Source organism: Paraperibacillus esterisolvens (genome assembly GCF_046237625.1).
In the GTDB taxonomy this organism is placed as follows: Bacteria; Bacillota; Bacilli; order Bacillales; family DSM-1321; genus Paraperibacillus; species Paraperibacillus esterisolvens.
Window position 1 is genome coordinate 2,710,578 of sequence record NZ_CP143545.1, and the last position, 20,364, is coordinate 2,730,941.

Consider the following 20,364-nt stretch of genomic DNA (forward strand, 5'->3'; position numbering starts at 1 on the left):
CCTATTCTATTATGTTTTCAAGTCCGTAAACCAGCAGGTCCAGCTTCATGATTTCTTCTACTGCCAATTTAACGCCTGACATGAAGGAAGCCCTGTTAAAGGAGTCATGTCTGATGGTCAAAAGCTGACCTTCCATCCCAAGCATAACCTGCTGGTGGGCAACAAGCCCAGGAAGCCTGACACTATGTATCCTCATACCGTCAAACTCGGCGCCCCTGGCTCCCTGAAGCACCTCTTTTTCATCCGGGTGGCCCTGTCTCTTTGAGTCTCTTGCTTCCGCTATCATTTCAGCCGTTTTTACTGCTGTGCCTGATGGAGCGTCTAATTTCTTGTCATGATGCAATTCCAATATTTCAATATCCTCAAAGTATTTGGCTGCCATTTGGGAAAACTTCATCATTAAAATTGCACCAATTGCAAAGTTAGGTGCTATGATACAGCCCAGCCCCTTTTCGGCTGTCAGGGATTCAAGCCTGGCAAGGTCTTCCTTTGTAAAACCGGTCGTGCCGACTACCGGCCGGATCCCATGCAGCAGAGCCTTTTCAGCATGAAGCATGCCAACCTCAGGAGTAGTCAAATCTATTAAAACATCAGCCCGTACTTCACTGAAACACTGGTCTATATCTGTATAGACAGGGGCGTCCATCCCTTCAAACCCAGGCAGTGAACCTATATTGCGGCCGCCATTCCTGCGGTCAAGGACCGCAGAAAGAGTAAAATTCTCAGTGGCATTTACCAGTTTGACTGCTTCAAGGCCCATTCTCCCTCTAGGACCGGCTACGATTACTCTAATTTCCTTCATTTTCCCCATCTCCAATTCGTGTCCATCTGTCTTTATCGCGGGTGCGGAATTTTTCCATGACCCTGTCATGAGCTTCCTCCAGGCTGATTCCAAGAGAATTGGCAAAACAGATCAGTACAAAAAGCATGTCTCCCGCTTCTTCCTCGATTGCCTTTTCGTTTTCACTCGATTTCTTCGGTTTTTCACCATAATGGTGGTTCACTTCCCGAGCAAGCTCCCCTAATTCTTCTGCCATCCGGGCAAGCATTGCAAGCGGGCTGAAATACCCCTCTTTAAACTGCCCGATATATTGATCAACTTCATCCTGAAGCTGCTGCATCGTTTTATCTTTTTTCAAGTTAATCACCCTTCATACTTTCTTCTTACATGTTAGCTAAAACTAAACGTGATGACAACTGTTTGGGGTTTCAGCCGATGTTGCCCGCCTTCTGTTATTCCTATATAATGATCATTGTGAAAATACGGCCGGCTGGGTCTTGGGGGTTTACTGGAAATATGCGTTACGGGTTAAAGACCAAAAATATTATATCAATTTTGTTTGGATCAGGAATCTTTGCGTTTGGGCTTGTTCACTTTAATATGCAAAACAATCTGGCAGAAGGTGGATTTACCGGCATCACCCTGCTCTTATACCAGGTTTTCGGAATCAATCTTTCCTATTCGAACCTTCTGCTGAATATCCCGGTGTTTTTTGCAGGGTGGCGATTCCTTGGAAGAACCACCTTTTTATATACGATCATAGGGACAGTCGGGCTTTCAGCCTGGCTCAAGTTATTTGAAGTTTACTCTTTAAAATTTCCGCTTCACCACGATCTGATGCTCGCCGCCTTATTTGCAGGAGGGTTTATCGGAGTGGGGCTTGGCATTATCTTCAGGGCAGGAGGTACAACCGGCGGTGTAGATATCATTGCCCGGATCGTGGAACGCTATCTTGGCTGGAGCATCGGCAGAACAATGTTCATCTTTGATGCACTGGTGATTACGATTTCACTGGCAGTTTACCTGGACTATCGTGAAGCCATGTACACATTGGTGGCTGTGTTCATCGGCGCAAGGGTGATCGATTTCATCCAGGAAGGCGCCTACTCAGCCAGGGGTGCAATGGTGATCAGCGATAAAAACGCCGAGATTGCCGACAAAATCATGAAGGACCTGGACAGAGGAGTGACAATGCTGAAGGGCTATGGGTCGTTCACCAAGACAGACAGGGAAGTCTTGTACTGTGTGGTCGCACGGACAGAACTGGTCCGGCTGAAAAACGCCATTACAGCCGTCGATCCCCATGCATTTGTCTCAGTTACAATTGTCCATGATGTGCTCGGGGAAGGATTTACGCTTGATGAGAACAAGAACCCTATCGAGCGCTGAATAGAGGTAAAAAGCCCGGGAAAACGGATTTTTCCGGGCTTTTTCGTGCCGGTTATACTGACCTTCCGGCTCGCTTGATGCATGAACGACTAAGAACTGTTATAAGAAATCCAGCCAGGCTTTTTGTCTGTGCAGAGTTCTAACACAGGCAGGAGAGCGGGAATTCTGAGTCTCCTTCCTGTTTTACTCCAGGAGTGGAACAGTCGGTGAACTCCCCGATCTGGCACCATGTTTGATTTGACAAGTAAAATTGTGTACCGCAAGTAAAGGCTGCAGTCTCACAAGTAAATCCCCCAGCAACAAATATTCTATGTAAAGGGTAATCAAACACTATCTGCGAGAAACTTTCACCATTTCATCAGTCTGGACCACCAGGGTTAATTCAAGTCTGCGATATCCCCTCACACAAAAAAAACTGCCGGACGGCAGCTTTTCATCTAATTATTCATCCCTTGTCATGCCGGTATAGATAAAGATCAAGCGGACAAGTTCAAGCACAGCCACAGCTGCAGCAGCTACATAAGTGAGTGCGGCGGCATTGAGGACCTTTCTTGTTTCTCTTTCTTCATCATTACGAATGATTCCAAGTGAGACTACCTCATTCATTGCCCGGTTTGATGCATTGAATTCTACGGGCAGGGTGACAATCTGGAATATCACAGCAAATGCCATAAAGGCGATCCCAAGCAGGAGCAGACCTGAAGCATTGGCAAGGATCCCAGCGAGGATCAGCATCCATGAAAAATTCGATCCGATATTGGCGACCGGTACGAGCGTGTGCCTTAAACGAAGGAATGTATATCTTTCTTGATCCTGTACAGCATGGCCGACTTCATGGGCTGCAATGGCCGCACTGGCCAGAGAATGCCCGAAATAATTGTCGCTCGATAAGCGGACAGCCTTCGCCCTGGGATCATAATGGTCACTCAGTACCCCTCTCGTCTCTTCAACAGAAACCTGATATAGTCCGTGGCTGTCAAGGATTTCCCTTGCAACCTGGGCACCTGTCCTGCCTGAGGAAGAGGCAACGCGGGAATATTTTTTATAGGTGCTCTTCACCTTAAATTGTGCATACAAGGGTACTAGAATCAGTAGTATAAAGTATATTAACATGCTGACCTCCCTGACATAGGTGTTTATATTATTATAATTTTTTCACAAAACACAGTCAATCATTCTGCTCTTTTCCTTTGCTTACACTTGTTTTTCCGCCCCTATACTTTCTCCACCCCACATAGGACAGTGTCATGATGATGATGCTGCCCGTCGATATGATAACCCACCAGAGTGACGGATCGGCTTCGTCCTCTTTCATGTCCTCAAATATGGATTGAAGATCAGTTTGAAGTGCATTGAGCTCATCGCTGTTGTTTTTTTTCAGCAGCATGCCCGGGGAACTTTGTCCTATATACTGTACCCTGGCATCAAGTTTTTGAATCTTCTCGGGTGAAATATCCACGGCGAGACTGGGGTAAATGAGGCTATATTGTGACAAAATCAGGTTTAGCCCCTGATCAAGCTTCTCCATATCCTGCGTTTTTATTGCCTGTTTAGCCGCTGTGAATGTAGCCATCATCTGATCTTCCATTTCCGTCCACATGGGCTGATGATTGGTTCCAATTGCATCGACCACCAGCCTTAGCTTAGTAACCTGGGATATTCTTTCGGTGAGAGTCGCAGTTTTCGACTCTACAGCTTTTACAGCTTCATCATAGGCTGAAGACATGATGCGGAGCTCGTCCATATTGAAAGCTTCTTCCTTTTCATTGAGTGCCATGAACTGGTTCGAGAAGTAATCCAGCATCCGCACGGTTTCAGGCAATCTATCTCCTCTTACTAGCTGCAATGCTTCATCGGCAATTTTGTCCAGCCTTTCAAGGGAACTTTGTGCGTGTACAGACAAAGGCAGGATCCATATCAGGGCAAACAGCAGACATAGGTTCTTTAACATAAATGTCCCCCCTCTCATACTTATACAAATGTATGAGCGGGGGGACAAGGTTAGAACTGTTTCATATATAAGGTTCTTTTATCCTTTGTAAATGCCAGGAAATAGGTAACGGCTATTGAAACAACACTGAGCCAAAAAGTGAAATAGCCTATTCCCTGAATATACTTCATCAAATCTCCATAAATCGGCATTTGATAATAAACATAATCAATCATTTCATTATGGACTGTCCATACCGCTGCCACAGCAAAGTGCCACTTTTTAATCCGAAAGCTGGGCGCATATAGTATTCCCTGCAGAGCCATGGCAGCATGTGATGCCATCAGCATATAGCCCGGCCAATCCAGGGATCCGGTCACCTTTAAGGTGAGAAGATTCATGACCACAGCCCAGATTCCATATTTGAACAGAGTCATCACTGCCAGAGCTTCAAAAAGCCCCCAATTTCTCCTCAGCAGCAGGCCGGTAAGGGCAATGGCAAAAAACAGTGTGGCAGTCGGACTGTCAGGCACAAATGCCAGAAAAACTGCAGGCGTCTGTTCAAGCTGGTAGCCATACCAATAGTAACCATACAATGTACCGAAAATATTGATGGCCAAAAGCATCCATAAAAAGCTTCTATGTGTCAGGAGAAAACGGAGCATCGCCATTTTAGACCTACTTTCTGTTTCGATGTAACCAGTCTATCTATCCATAATAAAAGAACCGGCATGAATAACATGCCGGCTCTTCACTGATCAATCAGCCTTAAGCTTTGAAATGAATTCTGAAAGCTTCTTTAAATCTTCATCATTGCCTTTATATGCATTGGCCGGCATTGCGCCTTTACCTTCTTTGGCAATTTTGGCGATTTCTTCAGGCTTTAATCCTGTACCCACAAGAGATGGACCGGCTCCACCGGTCAGTTCAGCTCCGTGGCAGCCGATACAGCTTTGCTTGGAGAAAACCTGATAGCCTGGATCGCTTTTATCGATCTCAGCCTTCGCCACGATTTTCCCTTGCTCCTTCGCTTTATCCCAGTCATGTGTTGCCACAGAAAACCAAGTAAGATATATAATGGAAGCAAGTCCCAGAAGCATGAAGCCGGTAGCCAGCGGCCGCTTCGCCGGACGTCTGTGCGGGCTCCTGTCAAGGAACGGCGCAAGGAGCAGGGCTCCAAAAGCCAGTCCGGGCATGATCAGGGCACCAATCGTGTTATAAGGACCAGAAGCATAGGAATACTTCAGTAATTGGTATAAAAATAAGAAGTACCAGTCAGGCAGTGGAATATAGCCTGTATCAGTAGGATCCGCAATCCTCTCGAGAGGAGACGGATGAGCTACTGTCAAACATAGATACCCTACAAGAAAAACGGCGCCGACCATCCATTCCTTTAAAAGGAAATTTGGCCAGAAAGCTTCTGTTTTACCCGGATATTCAGAATAATCCTTCGGGATATTTGGTTTGCGTTCAGCAGAGACACGAGAGTCCCCGACGAATTTCATACCTTTTCCGCGATGCATATGAGTCCCCCTCCCCCGTTAAATGGTTGTTTTACATAAAAGTAAGCCTCATTGGCCTTTTCAATTACAATGGACCGGAAATACCCTGCTTACGAATCATTAGGAAGTGGGCAGCCATCAATCCAAGCAAGGCACCTGGAAGGAAGAATACGTGAATCGCAAAGAAACGAGTCAGCGTTTGTGCTCCGACTATTGTTGGATGACCAGAAAGCAATGTCTTGGCATATGGTCCGATCAATGGGATCGAATCTGCAATCTGCAGGCCAACCTTAGTGGCAAACAGCGCTTTCATATCCCATGGAAGCAGGTAGCCTGTGAAGCCCAGACCCAGCATAACAAAGAAAATCAATACTCCAACAATCCAGTTCAATTCACGCGGTTTCTTGTATGCTCCCTGGAAAAACACGCGAAGAGTATGTAAAAACAGAATGACAATGACGAGACTCGCTCCCCAGTGATGCATTCCGCGGACTATCTGGCCGAAGGCAACTTCATTCTGGAGATAATACACGGACTGCCAGGCATTCTTGATATCCGGCACATAGTACATGGTCAGAAACATCCCGGATAAAATCTGAATGACCGTTACGAAGAATGTCAGTCCCCCAAAGCAGTATACAAAAGCAGAAAAGTGATGGGCAGGGTTAACATGCTCAGGCACTTCATGATCTGCAATATCGCGCCACAGCGGCGTAATATCTAACCGTTCGTCAACCCAATCATATATCTTGTTTAACAATTATTACGCCTCCTTGTGCGGAACTGCTGACCCTAAATAAAGAATTCCGTCCTTAACCTTATAATCGTACATGTCTAGAGGCTTAAGAGGCGGAGTTCCCTTTACGTTCATGCCGTCCTTTGTATATCGGCCGAAATGGCAAGGACAAAAGAATTGATTTGGATGGTCCTTGCTTGTATTCCAGTCAACTGTACAGCCTAGATGCTTACATACAGGGGACAGGGCAACAATTTTCCCTTGATCATTCTTATAAACCCAGGCAGTGTCTGTGACTTCGGATTCGTACCATGCGTCTTTCTGCTTGTACGAAAAATCCAGGCGCACTGGCTTTTCAGTCAAATCATCAACCTTTTGTTTAGTGGCTACATAATTTTCGCCTCCTGCCGCTTCCAATACAGGATCTACTGCAAAACGAAGCATTGGCATCAGCATTCCGGCAGCCATGAAACCGCCTACACCGGTAAGCGTATAATTAAGGAATTGACGTCGTGAAACTCGATGCTTGCTCATACTTTTTCCCCCCTCTATTAAGAACTCGGTCTTTGATGACCAAAACAGATTAAAATTGCTATAAAACTAGGACATTACAATGATATATCAATATTTCCAATAGGTCAATAAAATGGTAAATGGATTTACAGGATTTACAGCTCACAATAAGGGGAAAGTTCACAAAATATTCTATTTCTTTCAGATCCACTTCTGAGAGAATATGGAAGATACCTGGCGGACCTGTTCGTCCATCAGCTGTCTTTTCACCTGGTCGTCAAGCCCTCCAAGTTGTAGTGACGGCACCCATACAAGCTCTGAAGTTAAATCTGCCTCAACCGCTTTCCAAACTGGATCGCACGTTAAGAAGAAGATATGCCTGAAACCCTGCTGGAGGAAGGCTTTCTCCCATCTCCCGGCTATATGACTTTTTTCCTGTCCCTGCGCACCGGCAAGATATGACAGCGGCGGAACAAGGATGATACGCCCTTTGAATTGGCGTTCTATCTCTGAAGACAGTATGGATAAAAATTCATTCATCTTGGCCAGATTCATGGCATCCTGACCAAGATCAACTGGGGCAAGGGGTATGAGGACGGTATCAATATGCTCCCTTGCCTGCTCAAGGAGTTCAATGTCCTGCGGAATAAGCTTCATAATCAACACTCCTGTTTATTTTATTATTCTTATATATCTTATCATTTTTCATTTTTTAATACATCAGCAAAAAGCGGCGCAAAAAGCAAAAAACCTGCCAGGATGGGCAGGTATGTTTGTCTATACTTTTTTAAGCTTTTTAAGCTGTGCTGTCAGTGAATGGAAGGCCTCGGCATTTTGCTGATCCAGGGCTTCATCTATCATCTGCATAAGCTTTTCCCTTTGAAAGGAAGCCAGTGAATTTTCCAGAAACTGTTCTGCCAGTACTTTATCTTTGTCATTGGAAAAGGAATTTTTCGGCATGAACGGATTTTCCTCCAGCACTGCTGCATATTGATAGGAGGAATAAGCTGACCGGAAATTCAACTGGATATATATCTCTTCATCGCGGTTCAGCCTGATATCATGGAAGGATTTTTCTGCATCTGTGGTCATGATGTTGGATTTATAGAATCTGAAAGGAGCTTCTTCCACACAATGGGTAGACATGATCAGGCCTCTTGGGCAAAGATTGGCCTGTTCAACAAAATGGACTTTTTTCATCAACTGATCATGGCTGATCAGGTAATTGAGGATCCAGACGCACTCTCTCCGCTTTAATTGATAGTGGTTCAAAAACCAGCGGATGAATTCCTTCTTTTCGTTAACAGAAACAGGGGTATGCATGGGTGTCCCTCCTCTGTACCTAAGTTTTTATTTGCAGCATTGTTAATCCTGCATGCTTGTTTATTATTGACTTTTTTTCACGAACTTTGCGGCTATTGATCAAGAAGGCTGATTGCAGCGAGGGTCACTCGCTTTCCGCGGGGCGGGGGGTGAGCCTCCCCGGCTTTGATTAAGAATATAATCTCTTAATACACACCGCTTAAATACAACAATCTGATTAGAATGGAGCCGTGATTTTTTTAGAGTTTTTTCATTATATGCGGCTTTCATTCAGCCGCTCGAGAATCTCGATGTATTCATCGTTGGCAGGCTGAAGCTTAATAAGCTTATTAAATAATTCTGCGGCCTCTTTGTTTTTTCCTTCTTCAATTAGAAAAAAACCGTATTCTTCTAAGAAGTCCTCATTCTCAGCATACTCTTTTCCAGCTTCGGCAAAATATTCTGCGGCCTCGCTGAAATTTTCAAGATTCTGGTGGCTGACTGCCAGCAGCCAGTCAAATTGGGGATCATATTCCCCGTAATGCTTGACAGAATCGATAACTTCTATGACGTCTTCATATCTTTCCTGATGCATATACAGCTTCAGGAGATTGAGGGCTGTCTCCATGAACCCGGGATCGAGGGCGAGTGCTTCTTTGAAATAATATTCCGCTTCGTCCTCAAGGCCTTTTTTCAAAGCGGCCTTCCCTGCGAAATGATTCAGTTCTTTATTGAATTCACCCTGCTTGATTCCATCCTTAGCTGCTTCCAAAGCTCCATCGATATCCTCCAGCTGTTCATACGCTTTAGCCAGATATAGATAGAGGGAATGATATTCCGGATCCAGGTTTTTCAACTCAGTCAGCTTTTCGACTGCCGTGTTGTAGGCTCCAGCCTGATAAGCAGTAAAGCCGTATTCAAAGAGGGAGTTAATTTCAAGCTTTTCGGCAAGAGCCTTCTCAAAATAGGGGAGCGCTTCTTCAAATTGTCCGAGAGAGCTCAGTGTGTCCGCAATCCTTTGGTTTAAGCTGATGCCTGATATTTCTGCCTCCGACTTGACAGCCTTTTGATAGCTCTCTAGTGCTTCAACATATTTTGCCTGCTGGTAAAAAAGCTCTCCAAGAGCAAAATCCACAATTACTTCATCGGGCAGAATCGACTTGGCCCTGAGAAGCTTTCTTTCACTTACCTCATCCATTCCCTGCATTTGATATAAGTCTGCCTCGAGCAGGAGTGCACTTGGGAATGCCGGGTCATCCTCACTCACTTTTTCAAGGAGCAGGATGGCCTCATCCTCTCTGTCCATATCGGTGAGTATTTCAGCAATGGAAACAAGAAGCTCTCCTTCATCCGGATATTTTACAAGCAGATGCTCATAGAGATGCTTCGCTTCTTCAATAAAGCCATAATTCATGCAGCCTTCCGCCAGCTCCAGGATCTCTTCATCACTGCCGCTGGTTTTTATTTCATTTATATGTCTGGATACTGAATCCAATTCGCCTTGTTTCAGGTTTTCCAAAATACTCTCAACTGTAACCAATGTTATCCCCCGCAGTTCTTTTCTTTAGCCGGCCTTTCTATGATGCGGTAAAAAATCCGGGTACTCTGATAACCAATTCTCTGCCCCTGATCCCTTCCGTATCAATCCATTGGCCAGCCCTGATAAGTTTCCCATCTAAAACTGTAACCACTAGTCTATCATATCCCCCTGAAAAAATACCAGGCAGCAATTCTTCTCCATCCAATTTCTCAAAAAGGTTATAGCTTATTTCTCCGCCGCTGTGCAAAAATCCTTTAAAAGGATAGATGCCAAATGCTTTCAAATCTGACTCACTCAGCGGCCTGTCCTCTGCCGGACAATGGATGAGATGCTTTATCCCATGCTTGGACAGGCGGCTCTCCCATTCACTGAGAATGCGTTCACTGTCTGTTACAGGCACAAGCACCGGATTATAGGGGAATGCATTCTGCCTGATCCACTCCCAGGGAACAGTCTCCAGCCGATCATTTTCAGACAGCTCAATGAATATGGCAGCAATCTTGTTTTTTTTACATTTCAGGATAAAATCAGGAGTGAAAGCCGATACGGGGAGCCGTATTCCCTTTACCATATCAAGCGGGAATTGTTTCAGTATATTTTGCAGGGAGCGGATTGCCTGAGGCAGTCTGGAAGCATATTGTATCCGCGGGACGGCCAGGACGCAGGCGGCTCCTCTTAATATCAAGTGTTCCTTTACATACTTTTGATCTGTTAAAAGCTCGGGTTGAAATTCAAGGAAGGTATCGGGGGGCGTCATGATGAATCTTGATAAGTCCATTCTGATTCCGCTCATTCTATCTATAGAAGTATGGATCGTGAAAATTTTATTGTTCCTGATTGACAACGCTGTATCCATCCATTTCCCGCCCTGATACAGAGTTGCACGTTCAATAATATAGCGCATGGGATCCACCTCACAAACAGTCATAAGACAGGCTATGCTGTTTTCGAAGCTTTAATGACAGGAAAGACAAAAATATCCGGCCTGATCATTCGGGCCGGATCGTCTCACAATCTTTTACTATAGAATCCATATGCCGATAGAAATCTGGATAGCTGACCCTGATACAGCCTGAATCCCTGATGCTCATTTCCCCTTCGGAAATGAGAGACGCAACAGACAGCATCATCCCTATCCGATGATCTCCATGGCTGTCTGCTTCGGCTGCCCTGAGCTTTGTTCCGCCTTCAATAATCATGCCGTCTTCGGTTGGCTGTATGCGTGCACCGAGCTGATTAAGTTCCTTTGCTACAGTGGAAATGCGGTCGGTCTCTTTCACCTTCAGCTCAGCTGCATCCCTAATGACTGTTCTTCCTTCAGCCTGGGTGGCAAGCAGGGCAATTATCGGGATCTCGTCGATCAGGCGGGGAATCAGGCTCCCGCTGATTTCGATTCCCTTAAGATTAGAAGTACTGATCTCAATATCCCCTGCCGGCTCAAAACTGCTGTCATCATTCAAGTGGATCTCTATGTCAGCACCCATCTGCGAGAGGACATCAATGATGCCTGTCCTTGATGGATTAAGCCCTACATTCTTAAGAGTGATTCGGCTGCCGGGAGCAAGAGCGCCGGCCGCCAGGAAGAATGCAGCTGAAGAAATATCTCCAGGGACCCTGACTTCTGTACCGGAGAGTTCCTGCGGTCCGCTGATGGTTACGGAGAGGCCATCCGCATCTACAGAACCTCCAAACTGGCGGATCATACGTTCCGTATGGTCCCTTGTCCCTGCTGGCTCGGTGACTGTGGTCTCCCCTTCAGCCTGAAGCCCTGCAAGAAGAATGGACGATTTGACCTGCGCACTCGCCACAGGAAGGTGGTAGCTGATCCCTTTCAGCTTGCCTCCCCTGACCGCGAGAGGTGTATATTGCCCCTTGTTCCTCCCATCGATGGCCGCACCCATTTCTCTGAGCGGATCTACAACCCTGCTCATCGGCCGCTTTGCAATCGATTCATCACCAGCGATAACGGTATGAAAAGGCAGTGAAGCAAGTATGCCCATCATCAATCTGGTAGTGGTCCCTGAGTTCCCGGTATCCAGCCACTCTTCCGGCTCTCTCAGACCTCCGAAACCGTTACCCTCTACTGTAACATTGTCTCCATCCCTTTCTATCTGCACCCCGAGCTTTTGAAAGCAGGATATGGTGCTCAGGCAGTCCGCCCCAGGGAGAAAATTGCTGATGACCGTTTTCCCCTTGGCGATGGATCCAAACATGACAGCCCGGTGTGAAATTGATTTATCACCAGGAATATGTATTTCCCCACTCAGGGAGGCGCCGGTTAACTGAAGCTTCTTTTTCTCCATACTTATCACATCCACCCATCTGTTCTAGGTTAAAAACATCTCATAGTTCGTATGCCGTCCAAGACAGTCCATGGCAAGCTTTCTGTCCTTTTCAGTCTGGAAGCTGACATGGAGCACTCCGTATATTTCTTCACGGGTTTCTAAAATTCTTATATTGGTTATACTTATATGCTCCTGTGCAAGATAGCCGGTGATTTCAGAAATGACCCCAGGATAGTCGGGAACATCAATATGCAGGTCATAAAAGGCAGGAATCGCTCCCTGCGACCGCACCGGAAGGTCATCCCTGAACTGTTTTGCTCCCGTAAAGTAATCAAATATGGCCTCAGAATCGCCGTCTGCCAGCGCCTGCTGAATCCGGTCCATTTCTTCAGACCAGTCCTTTAATAAGCTCAATAACACCTTCTTATTATTCAGCAGGATATCCCGCCACATTTCCGGGCTGCCGGAAGCAATGCGGGTAATATCCCGGAATCCTCCCGCTGCAAGCCTGGTGATTAAATCTTCTTCCGCATTCCATCTCCGCGCCTGGTGAACCAGTCCGGATGCAATGATATGCGGAAAATGGCTGATGACACCTGTCAGCTGGTCATGAAGCTTTGGAGCCATTGTCAGGAAATGAGCCCGAGTGCCGGAAAGCCAGCTCTTTAACTCCTCTACCCTTTCGGAAGGTGTTTCACTGTCGGGGGTAAGCAGATAAAAGGCATTTTCCAACAGATGGGGCTTCGCTGCGATGGCACCGCTCTTATGAGAACCAGCCATGGGATGTCCGCCGATGAATGTAATACCTCCATCCATCAGGCATTGTGCCTTATTCATAATGGTCTCTTTTGTACTTCCCACATCCGTAATGATGACTGTATCCTTCAGCTGCAAATGAGATAATTCATCAATGATCTCCTTTGCCTGTTCCACAGGTGTGCCTATAATAATCAGATCAGCGGCCGCGGCACCTTCTTCAAGGCTTGAAGCTTCACAGTCTATCAACCCCAGGGCCTTCGCCAGCCGGAGGTTTTTTCCGTCCACATCATATCCTGTGACCACAGATTCGTGATGTGTATTCCGGATTGCCAGGGAAACAGATCCGCCAATGAGACCCAGCCCTATGACAAATACATTCCCCTTCATGATATAACCTCCAAAAACAAATTTCTTATTGTGCAGTACCGCTTTTTTTGCTTTTAAGGAATTGGCCGAGAAGCTCGATAATGCCCAGGTTCTGTTCATTTGATCCTATCGTCACGCGAATGGAGGTAGGAAACCCTAGAGCATTGCCCGACCTGACAATGTATCCTCTTTCAAGAAGATATTGAAACGCTTCATCTCCCTGGCTTTTCACATCAATCAGGATAAAATTCCCTTGTGAAGGGAAGTAGTCCAGTCCCTCTTTATCACAAAACTGATAAAACTGCTGAAGGCCCCTCCTGTTGCTTTCATGGCACATTGATAAAAATTCTGTATCTGAAAGTGCTGCACTGGCTGCAAGCTGACCGACTGTATTTGTATTGAAGGGCTCCCTGGCCGGATCAAGCTTTTGTATTAAATCCTCATGTCCTACTCCATAACCGACCCGCAGGCTTGCCAATCCGTAAATTTTAGAAAAGGTACGGAGAACGATGATATTTGGATGCCGGCCGATCAGGCTGACGGTATCAGGGTAATCTTTGGCGTCCACATATTCGTAATAGGCTTCGTCCATTACGATGAGGATATCCTCAGGCACTTTTCCAATGAATTCCTGAAGACTTCCCTCATCTATATAACAGCCGGTCGGGTTATTAGGGGAGCATAGCCAAATGATTGAAGTATCCTGATCCACGGCCTGGAGCATGCCTTCTAAGTCATGCCTTCCATCCACCAGCGGGACTTCCCTTACGTCAGCCCCCTCAATTACTGCGTTGTGTTTATACTGAGGAAAGGTGGGTGCAGCCATCACGGTATTAACGCCCGGATATAGGAGGCTGCGTGAAATTACTTGAATTACTTCGTCGGACCCATTGCCGAACAGGAGCTGATTTTCCTTGACTCCGAGATGCCCCGCGACGGACTTTCTCAGAAAACTGGAATTTCCGTCCGGATATAGGGCCATAGATCCCTTGTAATCCTTCATAACTGCTTCTGCACGGGAAGAACAGCCGAAGGGATTTTCGTTAGAGGCAAGCTTCACTATTTTATCCAGTCCGTATTGCTGTTTTACATCATCTATTGATCTGCCGGGCTGGTAAGGCTTGAGACCGAGAACAGCTTCTTTCCATTTCAATTCAATCACTCCTGTTTTAAAAATCATATATCTGCCGATTCCCCTACATTAAGGTCGGGACGTAAAATCACTGCACCTTCTAAGTAAATATGCCTGATTTCCTGCTGTCCCTGTTCTGTATTTACATGGAGCATAATCCGGATACAGGAAGGAAGCCCTCCAGGCACATTAATTTCCCTCATGCACATTACCGGTACGAAGGTCCAGCCATCAAACGCCCTAAGGCCTTTGGCCGGAAAGGCAGCATCAATATCCTCGGTAACAGAAATAAATACAGAAGCCACATGATCAGGCTCGATCCTGTTTTCAGCTATGATGGTCCCGAGTAGCCGTTCAGTTGCACCTACAATCAGTTCTTCTTCATTTCTGTCGACTGTAATAGCGCCTCTAATCCCGCGAATCATGTTATGGCCTCCTTTAATGTAGAATAGTCATTTATTATAATCGAGCAAATGCGCCAATATTTCCTCATCTCTCAGGGATAACAGCTGAGGCTTCCCAACTTCATTCAGCAATACAAAGCGAATCTGCCCGCCCGCAGTCTTTTTATCTTTTTTCATTGCCTGAAGCAGTGTATCAGGATCCAGGCCGGCAGGGATAGATGTCTGAAAGCCAAGGGACGCAGCCCATTGTTCAAATTCTTTTCTGTCAAACGAGAGACCGAGATAAGCAGCAGACAGCTTGAGGGCAAATACCATCCCAATCATGACACCCTCTCCATGTGTTATGGCTCCATATCCCATATTGTTTTCGATTGCATGCCCGAGTGTGTGGCCAAAGTTAAGAAAGGCCCTGATTCCGGTCTCTTTTTCATCCTGCTGCACAATCTGGCCTTTGATCTGAATTCCTTTCTTAATTGCATATGCCTTCTTGGCTGTTCCAAAATCCGATAGAGTATGTACACTGCCGCGGATCCATCCATAAAATTCTGGATCGGCTATCAAAGCCTCTTTTATAATTTCAGCAAAACCGGACCGTACTTCCGCTTCCGGCAATGTCTTCAAAAAAGCAAGGTCGTATACGACAGCTTCAGGCTGATGGAACGCTCCGACCATGTTTTTGCCCGCTTCATGGTTTATGGCTACCTTGCCCCCTACAGAGCTGTCATGGGCAAGGATGGTGGTCGGTAATTGGATGAATGGAATTCCCCTCATATAAGTAGCTGCGACAAAACCGGCAAGGTCTCCCGCGGCCCCGCCGCCAAGCGCCAGGATCACCGAATGGCGGTCAAGGTTCAGCTCAAGCGCGCGGGTCAGGCAGTCGTAATATATCTCAAAGGTCTTGGCGCTTTCCCCATCCGGGACGATCATATCATGAATGGGGATGCCTGTTTTGGATAATACAGCGCACACCTCATCCAGATAAAATTCTGCCACCGTTTCGCTGGAAATGATTAAAAGGCTGCTGCAGGAAGGTGTTCGTTCAGCGAGGATGGCCGGCAGCTCCCTGATCGCCCCTTCTCCCAAGTATACTGGATAGCTTTTTGCTTCCGTCTCAATCTGAATGATCTCCATATTAAAAATCCTTAGCAGATGCTCTATGGCTTTCAACTGCCTGCTGCAGCAAATCCATCCTGTCCGAGGAAAACTGGGCGGTTATGGCTGCCGCAATTTCCCACGAAACCACAGCTTCAGCCACGACTGCAGCAGCCGGCACTGCACAGCTGTCTGATCTTTCAATACTGGCTGTGAAAGGTTCTTTTGTATCGATATCCACACTCTGCAATGGTTTATATAATGTAGGAATCGGCTTCATGACCCCACGGACCACGATTGGCATACCGGTAGTCATTCCGCCTTCAAACCCGCCCAGATTATTGGACATACGGTAATAACCCCTGCCCTCTTCCCAGGCGATTTCATCGTGGACTTCACTTCCCGGTCTGCGGGCTGCTTCGAACCCGATGCCGAACTCTACCCCTTTGAAGGCATTGATGCTGACGATCGCTGCGGCAATCTTCGAGTCAAGCTTTCGGTCATAGTGAACATAGCTTCCAACACCGGCTGGCACACCTTCAATGATTACTTCCACAATCCCGCCTATGGAATCCCCTTTTTCTTTAGCTGAGTCGATCGCTTCCATCATCTTCTTACCAGCTTCTTCATCCAGGCAGCGGACCGGCGACGACTCAGAAATGGTCTTAATCTCTGAAACGGATAAGTTCTTCCCGGTTTCTGCGCGGATACCGCCAATCTCTACCACGTGAGAAGCTACTTCTATCCCGAGCAGCGACAGCAGCTTCTTTGCCGCTGCCCCGGCTGCGACCCTTACTGTCGTTTCCCGGGCGGAAGATCTTTCAAGCACATTCCTTAAATCACGGTGGCCGTATTTTATGCCTCCATTCAGGTCAGCATGGCCGGGGCGCGGACGTGTAATTTTCCTTTTGACCTCTTCCGCCTCAAGGCCTGAGAGTGGTTCGCTTCCCATAATTTTAGTCCAGTGCTTCCAGTCATTATTTTCAACTATAAGAGCGACAGGCGACCCGAGGGTATATCCATGGCGGATACCGCTCGCTATGAAGGCAGTATCCTTTTCAATCTGCATCCGCCTTCCGCGTCCATGGCCTTTCTGCCTCCTGGCAAGATCTGCATTTATATCTTCATCCAGCAGAGGCATACCTGCTGGCAGGCCTTCAATAATTGTCGTCAATTGCGGTCCATGTGATTCTCCCGCAGTTAAATATCTCATATAACCCCGCCTCCTATTTTCTATCTATCCAGTTAGGAAACTGAATTTCCTTTAGTGCTTAAAAGCGTTAAAAGAAGTATAACATGACCGTTCCTTCATTAACAGTATAACCTGCAAAAAAGATATTTTTTTCTCCTCATTACCCTAGATCTTTCGATAAAAGAAGGTGTCCTCGATCTCGAAGCCGTATGCCCCCGGGTTGAATATCTGTTCTGTACTCCCGACAAACAGGATCCCGCCCGATTTAAGGGAGTCACTGAACTTCTGGTAGAGGCCCCTCTTAGCTTCTTCGGTAAAGTAAATAAGCACATTCCGGCAAATGATCAGGTCGTGCCCGCCTTCGAATGGATCTGACAGTAGATTTAATTTACGGAAGGAAACGAGCTTTTTAATTTCTTCAGTAATGAAATAATAGTCTCCATCTTTTGTGAAGAACTTTTTTTTCATATCAGGCGGCATTTCCTGCAGTGCCCTTTCAGGGTAAACCCCCATTTGGGCCCGTTCCAATGCCAGTTCGTCAATATCGGTAGCTTTTATGCTAAACTGCCTGGGATTTAAATGCTTTAACAGAATCATTGCTGCCGTATAAGGTTCTTCCCCCGTAGAACAGGCAGAACTCCATATCTTAAGCACAGAAGAAGTCTCTATCAGCCGGGGCAGCAATTTAGACTCCAGCACTTCCCAGCGGTTCGTATTGCGGTAGAATTCAGAGACATTAATGGTGACACGGTCTAGAAACTCTTTTTGCAGCTTAACATCGCTGCTTATTGCCTCATAAAATGCACCGAAAGATGTATATCCTTTCTTTTCATATAAAGAAACAAGCCGCCTTTTCATCTGTGCTTCCTTGTATAGTGACAAATCAAGGCCAGTCAGCTCTTTAATTTTTCTTATAAAAATCTCATAGTCCTGCTGCATCTTTATGCTCCTTGAATCAATTTCTCGCCAAAAAGGCAACGCCTTCTTGTGAAGGATAAGACAAGTATAATCGAATTTTTTAAGTTTTCATAAGATTTCTTTTCCTAAGGGTCTTTCCCATCTGCGCAGAATTAATTAGTAAACTAAGTGACTGCAGCGAAATGAACATTCCTAAAGCATAAGAAGGCTAGAATGGGCTTCTTTTAGACATATGAAAAGGGACTGGCATACGCCAGTCCCCCAAAGTATATTAGTAAATCCATTCCTTGATGTTCTTGCTATATCCAACAAGCTCATCTTCTTTAAAGAATAAGTCTATTTCACGTTCTGCGCTGACTGGTGAATCGGATCCGTGGATCACATTTTTGCCTACTGTTACCCCGAAGTCGCCGCGGATTGTTCCTGGAAGGGCATCTTTTGGATTGGTGGCACCCATCATCTGACGCGCGGTAGCGATTACATTTTCGCCTTCCCATACCATTGCAAAGACAGGGCTGGATGTAATGAAGCCCACCAATTCTCCAAAGAATGGTCGCTCTTTGTGTTCCCCGTAATGCTCTTCCGCCAGTTCAGTTGTAACCGCCATCAATTTAGCGCCGGCTAAATGAAAGCCCTTTCTTTCAAAGCGTGAAACGATTTCCCCGATTAGATTCCGCTGTACTCCATCAGGCTTTACCATTAAGAATGTCTTTTCCATGTCAGTTTCCCCCATTGTCATATCAAACTTGCCTATTTTAGGCAATCCACGAAAATATTAACACTATTTTCTGATTTTCGCAACTGCCTAAAATATTAAAATTTTCGTTTACCGATGAAACGGGCAAGATCTGTCAATGACTTCCGGTGCCTTCCCGGCGGCAGTCCGTCTAGAACGCTGAGAGCCTTTGCAAGATATAGGCTGCTCACTGCCATGGACTCCTCGATGGCTCCTGATGCATTGATTTTTTTGATAAGAGAATTCAATTGATCCTGTGGAATATTTTCGGTTACCCGTCTTATTTCAGCTTCAAGTTTTGGATCTCTCAGTGAAAACAGGACAGGCAGTGTGATATTCCCCTGTCTGAGGTCGCCTCCCGCAGGCTTGCCCAGCTTTTCCTCCGTCGAAGTAAAGTCCAGGATATCATCAATGATTTGATAGGACATCCCTACATAATAGCCAAATTTATAAAGTTTTTTATGTACACTTTCTTCGACTCCTGCTGCAACAGCTCCCAATTGACAGCTTGTTGCTATCAGAAGGGCGGTTTTCCTTTTAATTCTTCTGAAGTAATCCTTCAGGTTTTGATCGAATCTGTACTTATCCTTGAATTGTTCTATCTCTCCGATACAGACTTCTACAATTGTCCTGGCCAGGATCTGGTGAGCAAGCGGATTTCTGATTTCTCCCATCATTTCCAGTGACCGGGCAAAAATGTAGTCGCCTGTATACATGGCGACCTTGTTATCCCATTTAGATTTAATGGTGGGAACTCCCCTCCTCAGCTCGGAATCATCAATTACATCATCATGTACAAGGGAGGCCATGTGAATCAGCTCGAGGGCTGCCGCGGCATGCTTGATGATATGAATATTATAATCCCCAAACTTGGCAGCCAGCAAAACGAATACCGGGCGAATTCTTTTGCCTCCCGCCTTGAGGAGATGGAGCGAGGCTTCCCTTAATACTTGTGAATCTGCCTGGATGGCTGCCTCGAGTTCTTTCTCAATCAGTTGGATATCAGAATTCAGATATGAATACATCATTTTAAGTTTCATTACATTCACCCAGCTTTTTTATTCCTAGAATTAACGATTATCTTTATATCCAATATGAGTGGCTGCCACTCCTCCGGTATGCGGTTTATAGCTTACCTGTTTGAATCCGGCGCTGCGGAACATTTCTGCCAGCTCCTTCATCCCCGGGAAATCACGGGCTGATTCCTGCAGCCAGGAATATTCGCTGTAGCTTTTGGCAAAAAGTCTGCCAAAGGCCGGCATGATGTATCTAAAATAGAGGAAGTACATTTGCCTGAAAACAGGCATTTCAGGCTGGGAGGTTTCCAGGCAGACAGCCATGCCTCCTGGTTTCAAAACCCGGTTCATCTCTTTTAATACCTGCAGGTAATCCGGGACATTCCTAAGCCCGAACCCGATTGTCACAAAATCGAAGGAATTGTCTTCAAAGGGGAGTTCCATTGCGTTCCCATGAATGAGCTCAATTTGATCCAGCCCAAGGGCATTTACCTTATCCCTGCCGACCTTAAGCATATTTTCACTAAAATCAAGACCCGTTACCTTTGAATCTGCACCAGAGGCCTCTGCAAGGGCGATGGTCCAGTCAGCCGTGCCGCAGCATAAGTCCAGACTTCTTGAACCAGGCTGTACGTTCATCAGCTTCATGGTATCACGGCGCCATTTCTTGTGCTGCTGAAAGCTGATCACTGAATTCATCTGGTCATAATTTTTGTAAATTTTTTCAAACACATTATGTACCTTTTGTTCTTTGGATTCCTGCATGACATA

23 protein-coding genes are annotated in these 20,364 nt (G+C 46.0%); 1 reads left to right on the forward strand and 22 read right to left on the reverse strand.

Annotation, left to right across the window (positions count from 1 at the left end; all coding sequences use genetic code 11):
- Position 1 precedes the first annotated feature (1 nt).
- Positions 2-802 (reverse strand): 4-hydroxy-tetrahydrodipicolinate reductase, encoded by an 801-nt coding sequence (gene dapB / locus V1501_RS13650; protein ID WP_409288936.1) that lies wholly within the window; start codon positions 800-802, stop codon positions 2-4.
- Complete coding sequence (locus V1501_RS13655; protein WP_409293359.1) at positions 789-1,121, reverse strand: nucleotide pyrophosphohydrolase; 333 nt, start codon at positions 1,119-1,121, stop codon at positions 789-791. Before V1501_RS13655 ends, dapB begins: the two co-directional genes overlap by 14 nt.
- Before the next feature lie 176 nt (positions 1,122-1,297).
- Between V1501_RS13655 and V1501_RS13660 the strand changes: the two genes are divergently transcribed.
- On the forward strand, positions 1,298-2,170 hold the full coding sequence (locus V1501_RS13660) for a YitT family protein (protein ID WP_409288938.1): 873 nt from the start codon (positions 1,298-1,300) through the stop codon (positions 2,168-2,170).
- A 441-nt stretch (positions 2,171-2,611) separates the two neighbouring features.
- On the opposite strand, the gene V1501_RS13665 is transcribed toward V1501_RS13660, so the two are convergent.
- From V1501_RS13665 to V1501_RS13760, 20 genes are all read right to left on the reverse strand, one after another.
- Complete coding sequence (locus V1501_RS13665; protein WP_409288939.1) at positions 2,612-3,283, reverse strand: zinc metallopeptidase; 672 nt, start codon at positions 3,281-3,283, stop codon at positions 2,612-2,614.
- 55 nt (positions 3,284-3,338) lie between these two features.
- The gene (gene ypjB / locus V1501_RS13670; RefSeq protein WP_409288941.1) at positions 3,339-4,121 is read right to left on the reverse strand and encodes a sporulation protein YpjB; all 783 of its coding nucleotides are present in this window, start codon (positions 4,119-4,121) and stop codon (positions 3,339-3,341) included.
- A 50-nt stretch (positions 4,122-4,171) separates the two neighbouring features.
- Positions 4,172-4,771 carry a DUF1405 domain-containing protein gene (locus tag V1501_RS13675; RefSeq protein WP_409288943.1) on the reverse strand — a complete coding sequence of 200 codons (600 nt, stop codon included), beginning with the start codon at positions 4,769-4,771 and terminating at the stop codon, positions 4,172-4,174.
- A gap of 87 nt (positions 4,772-4,858) precedes the next feature.
- Positions 4,859-5,623: a c-type cytochrome gene (locus V1501_RS13680; RefSeq protein ID WP_409288945.1), complete on the reverse strand. Its 765-nt coding sequence runs from the start codon at positions 5,621-5,623 to the stop codon at positions 4,859-4,861.
- A gap of 64 nt (positions 5,624-5,687) precedes the next feature.
- Positions 5,688-6,362 carry a menaquinol-cytochrome c reductase cytochrome b subunit gene (qcrB, locus tag V1501_RS13685; protein WP_409288946.1) on the reverse strand — a complete coding sequence of 225 codons (675 nt, stop codon included), beginning with the start codon at positions 6,360-6,362 and terminating at the stop codon, positions 5,688-5,690.
- Between the two features lie 3 nt (positions 6,363-6,365).
- Positions 6,366-6,872: a ubiquinol-cytochrome c reductase iron-sulfur subunit gene (locus tag V1501_RS13690; protein ID WP_409288948.1), complete on the reverse strand. Its 507-nt coding sequence runs from the start codon at positions 6,870-6,872 to the stop codon at positions 6,366-6,368.
- 180 nt (positions 6,873-7,052) lie between these two features.
- On the reverse strand, positions 7,053-7,508 hold the full coding sequence (locus V1501_RS13695) for a YpiF family protein (protein WP_409288949.1): 456 nt from the start codon (positions 7,506-7,508) through the stop codon (positions 7,053-7,055).
- 120 nt (positions 7,509-7,628) lie between these two features.
- The gene (locus V1501_RS13700; protein ID WP_409288950.1) at positions 7,629-8,174 is read right to left on the reverse strand and encodes a ReoY family proteolytic degradation factor; all 546 of its coding nucleotides are present in this window, start codon (positions 8,172-8,174) and stop codon (positions 7,629-7,631) included.
- Between the two features lie 253 nt (positions 8,175-8,427).
- On the reverse strand, positions 8,428-9,693 hold the full coding sequence (locus V1501_RS13705; protein ID WP_409288952.1) for a tetratricopeptide repeat protein: 1,266 nt from the start codon (positions 9,691-9,693) through the stop codon (positions 8,428-8,430).
- Positions 9,694-9,730: 37 nt separating this feature from the next.
- On the reverse strand, positions 9,731-10,597 hold the full coding sequence (locus V1501_RS13710) for a hypothetical protein (protein ID WP_409288954.1): 867 nt from the start codon (positions 10,595-10,597) through the stop codon (positions 9,731-9,733).
- Between the two features lie 85 nt (positions 10,598-10,682).
- The gene (gene aroA, locus V1501_RS13715; RefSeq protein ID WP_409288956.1) at positions 10,683-11,996 is read right to left on the reverse strand and encodes a 3-phosphoshikimate 1-carboxyvinyltransferase; all 1,314 of its coding nucleotides are present in this window, start codon (positions 11,994-11,996) and stop codon (positions 10,683-10,685) included.
- A 24-nt stretch (positions 11,997-12,020) separates the two neighbouring features.
- The gene (locus V1501_RS13720; RefSeq protein WP_409288957.1) at positions 12,021-13,124 is read right to left on the reverse strand and encodes a prephenate dehydrogenase; all 1,104 of its coding nucleotides are present in this window, start codon (positions 13,122-13,124) and stop codon (positions 12,021-12,023) included.
- A 25-nt stretch (positions 13,125-13,149) separates the two neighbouring features.
- Positions 13,150-14,256, reverse strand: coding sequence for a histidinol-phosphate transaminase (gene hisC, locus V1501_RS13725; protein ID WP_409293361.1), 1,107 nt, complete (start codon positions 14,254-14,256; stop codon positions 13,150-13,152).
- 23 nt (positions 14,257-14,279) lie between these two features.
- Positions 14,280-14,660 carry a chorismate mutase gene (gene aroH / locus V1501_RS13730; RefSeq protein ID WP_409288958.1) on the reverse strand — a complete coding sequence of 127 codons (381 nt, stop codon included), beginning with the start codon at positions 14,658-14,660 and terminating at the stop codon, positions 14,280-14,282.
- A 27-nt stretch (positions 14,661-14,687) separates the two neighbouring features.
- Positions 14,688-15,770, reverse strand: coding sequence for a 3-dehydroquinate synthase (aroB, locus tag V1501_RS13735; RefSeq protein WP_409288959.1), 1,083 nt, complete (start codon positions 15,768-15,770; stop codon positions 14,688-14,690).
- Position 15,771: 1 nt separating this feature from the next.
- On the reverse strand, positions 15,772-16,944 hold the full coding sequence (gene aroC / locus V1501_RS13740) for a chorismate synthase (RefSeq protein WP_409288961.1): 1,173 nt from the start codon (positions 16,942-16,944) through the stop codon (positions 15,772-15,774).
- Between the two features lie 144 nt (positions 16,945-17,088).
- Positions 17,089-17,862 (reverse strand): CheR family methyltransferase, encoded by a 774-nt coding sequence (locus V1501_RS13745; protein ID WP_409288962.1) that lies wholly within the window; start codon positions 17,860-17,862, stop codon positions 17,089-17,091.
- Between the two features lie 250 nt (positions 17,863-18,112).
- Positions 18,113-18,559 (reverse strand): nucleoside-diphosphate kinase, encoded by a 447-nt coding sequence (ndk, locus tag V1501_RS13750; RefSeq protein WP_409288964.1) that lies wholly within the window; start codon positions 18,557-18,559, stop codon positions 18,113-18,115.
- 95 nt (positions 18,560-18,654) lie between these two features.
- On the reverse strand, positions 18,655-19,617 hold the full coding sequence (gene hepT, locus V1501_RS13755) for a heptaprenyl diphosphate synthase component II (RefSeq protein WP_409288965.1): 963 nt from the start codon (positions 19,615-19,617) through the stop codon (positions 18,655-18,657).
- Between the two features lie 30 nt (positions 19,618-19,647).
- Positions 19,648-20,358 (reverse strand): demethylmenaquinone methyltransferase, encoded by a 711-nt coding sequence (locus V1501_RS13760; RefSeq protein ID WP_409293362.1) that lies wholly within the window; start codon positions 20,356-20,358, stop codon positions 19,648-19,650.
- Positions 20,359-20,364: the final 6 nt, after the last annotated feature.

What these genes read in the sequence shown, in the direction of transcription:
- dapB (WP_409288936.1), bottom strand. Translation starts at nt 802, where the DNA reads ATGAAGGAAATTAGAGTAATCGTAGCCGGTCCTAGAGGGAGAATGGGC.
- V1501_RS13655 (WP_409293359.1), bottom strand. Translation starts at nt 1,121, where the DNA reads ATGCAGCAGCTTCAGGATGAAGTTGATCAATATATCGGGCAGTTTAAA.
- V1501_RS13660 (WP_409288938.1), top strand. Translation starts at nt 1,298, where the DNA reads ATGCGTTACGGGTTAAAGACCAAAAATATTATATCAATTTTGTTTGGA.
- V1501_RS13665 (WP_409288939.1), bottom strand. Translation starts at nt 3,283, where the DNA reads ATGTTAATATACTTTATACTACTGATTCTAGTACCCTTGTATGCACAA.
- ypjB (WP_409288941.1), bottom strand. Translation starts at nt 4,121, where the DNA reads ATGTTAAAGAACCTATGTCTGCTGTTTGCCCTGATATGGATCCTGCCT.
- V1501_RS13675 (WP_409288943.1), bottom strand. Translation starts at nt 4,771, where the DNA reads ATGGCGATGCTCCGTTTTCTCCTGACACATAGAAGCTTTTTATGGATG.
- V1501_RS13680 (WP_409288945.1), bottom strand. Translation starts at nt 5,623, where the DNA reads ATGCATCGCGGAAAAGGTATGAAATTCGTCGGGGACTCTCGTGTCTCT.
- V1501_RS13690 (WP_409288948.1), bottom strand. Translation starts at nt 6,872, where the DNA reads ATGAGCAAGCATCGAGTTTCACGACGTCAATTCCTTAATTATACGCTT.
- V1501_RS13695 (WP_409288949.1), bottom strand. Translation starts at nt 7,508, where the DNA reads ATGAAGCTTATTCCGCAGGACATTGAACTCCTTGAGCAGGCAAGGGAG.
- V1501_RS13700 (WP_409288950.1), bottom strand. Translation starts at nt 8,174, where the DNA reads ATGCATACCCCTGTTTCTGTTAACGAAAAGAAGGAATTCATCCGCTGG.
- V1501_RS13710 (WP_409288954.1), bottom strand. Translation starts at nt 10,597, where the DNA reads ATGCGCTATATTATTGAACGTGCAACTCTGTATCAGGGCGGGAAATGG.
- aroA (WP_409288956.1), bottom strand. Translation starts at nt 11,996, where the DNA reads ATGGAGAAAAAGAAGCTTCAGTTAACCGGCGCCTCCCTGAGTGGGGAA.
- V1501_RS13720 (WP_409288957.1), bottom strand. Translation starts at nt 13,124, where the DNA reads ATGAAGGGGAATGTATTTGTCATAGGGCTGGGTCTCATTGGCGGATCT.
- aroH (WP_409288958.1), bottom strand. Translation starts at nt 14,660, where the DNA reads ATGATTCGCGGGATTAGAGGCGCTATTACAGTCGACAGAAATGAAGAA.
- aroB (WP_409288959.1), bottom strand. Translation starts at nt 15,770, where the DNA reads ATGGAGATCATTCAGATTGAGACGGAAGCAAAAAGCTATCCAGTATAC.
- aroC (WP_409288961.1), bottom strand. Translation starts at nt 16,944, where the DNA reads ATGAGATATTTAACTGCGGGAGAATCACATGGACCGCAATTGACGACA.
- V1501_RS13745 (WP_409288962.1), bottom strand. Translation starts at nt 17,862, where the DNA reads ATGCAGCAGGACTATGAGATTTTTATAAGAAAAATTAAAGAGCTGACT.
- ndk (WP_409288964.1), bottom strand. Translation starts at nt 18,559, where the DNA reads ATGGAAAAGACATTCTTAATGGTAAAGCCTGATGGAGTACAGCGGAAT.
- hepT (WP_409288965.1), bottom strand. Translation starts at nt 19,617, where the DNA reads ATGAAACTTAAAATGATGTATTCATATCTGAATTCTGATATCCAACTG.
- V1501_RS13760 (WP_409293362.1), bottom strand. Translation starts at nt 20,358, where the DNA reads ATGCAGGAATCCAAAGAACAAAAGGTACATAATGTGTTTGAAAAAATT.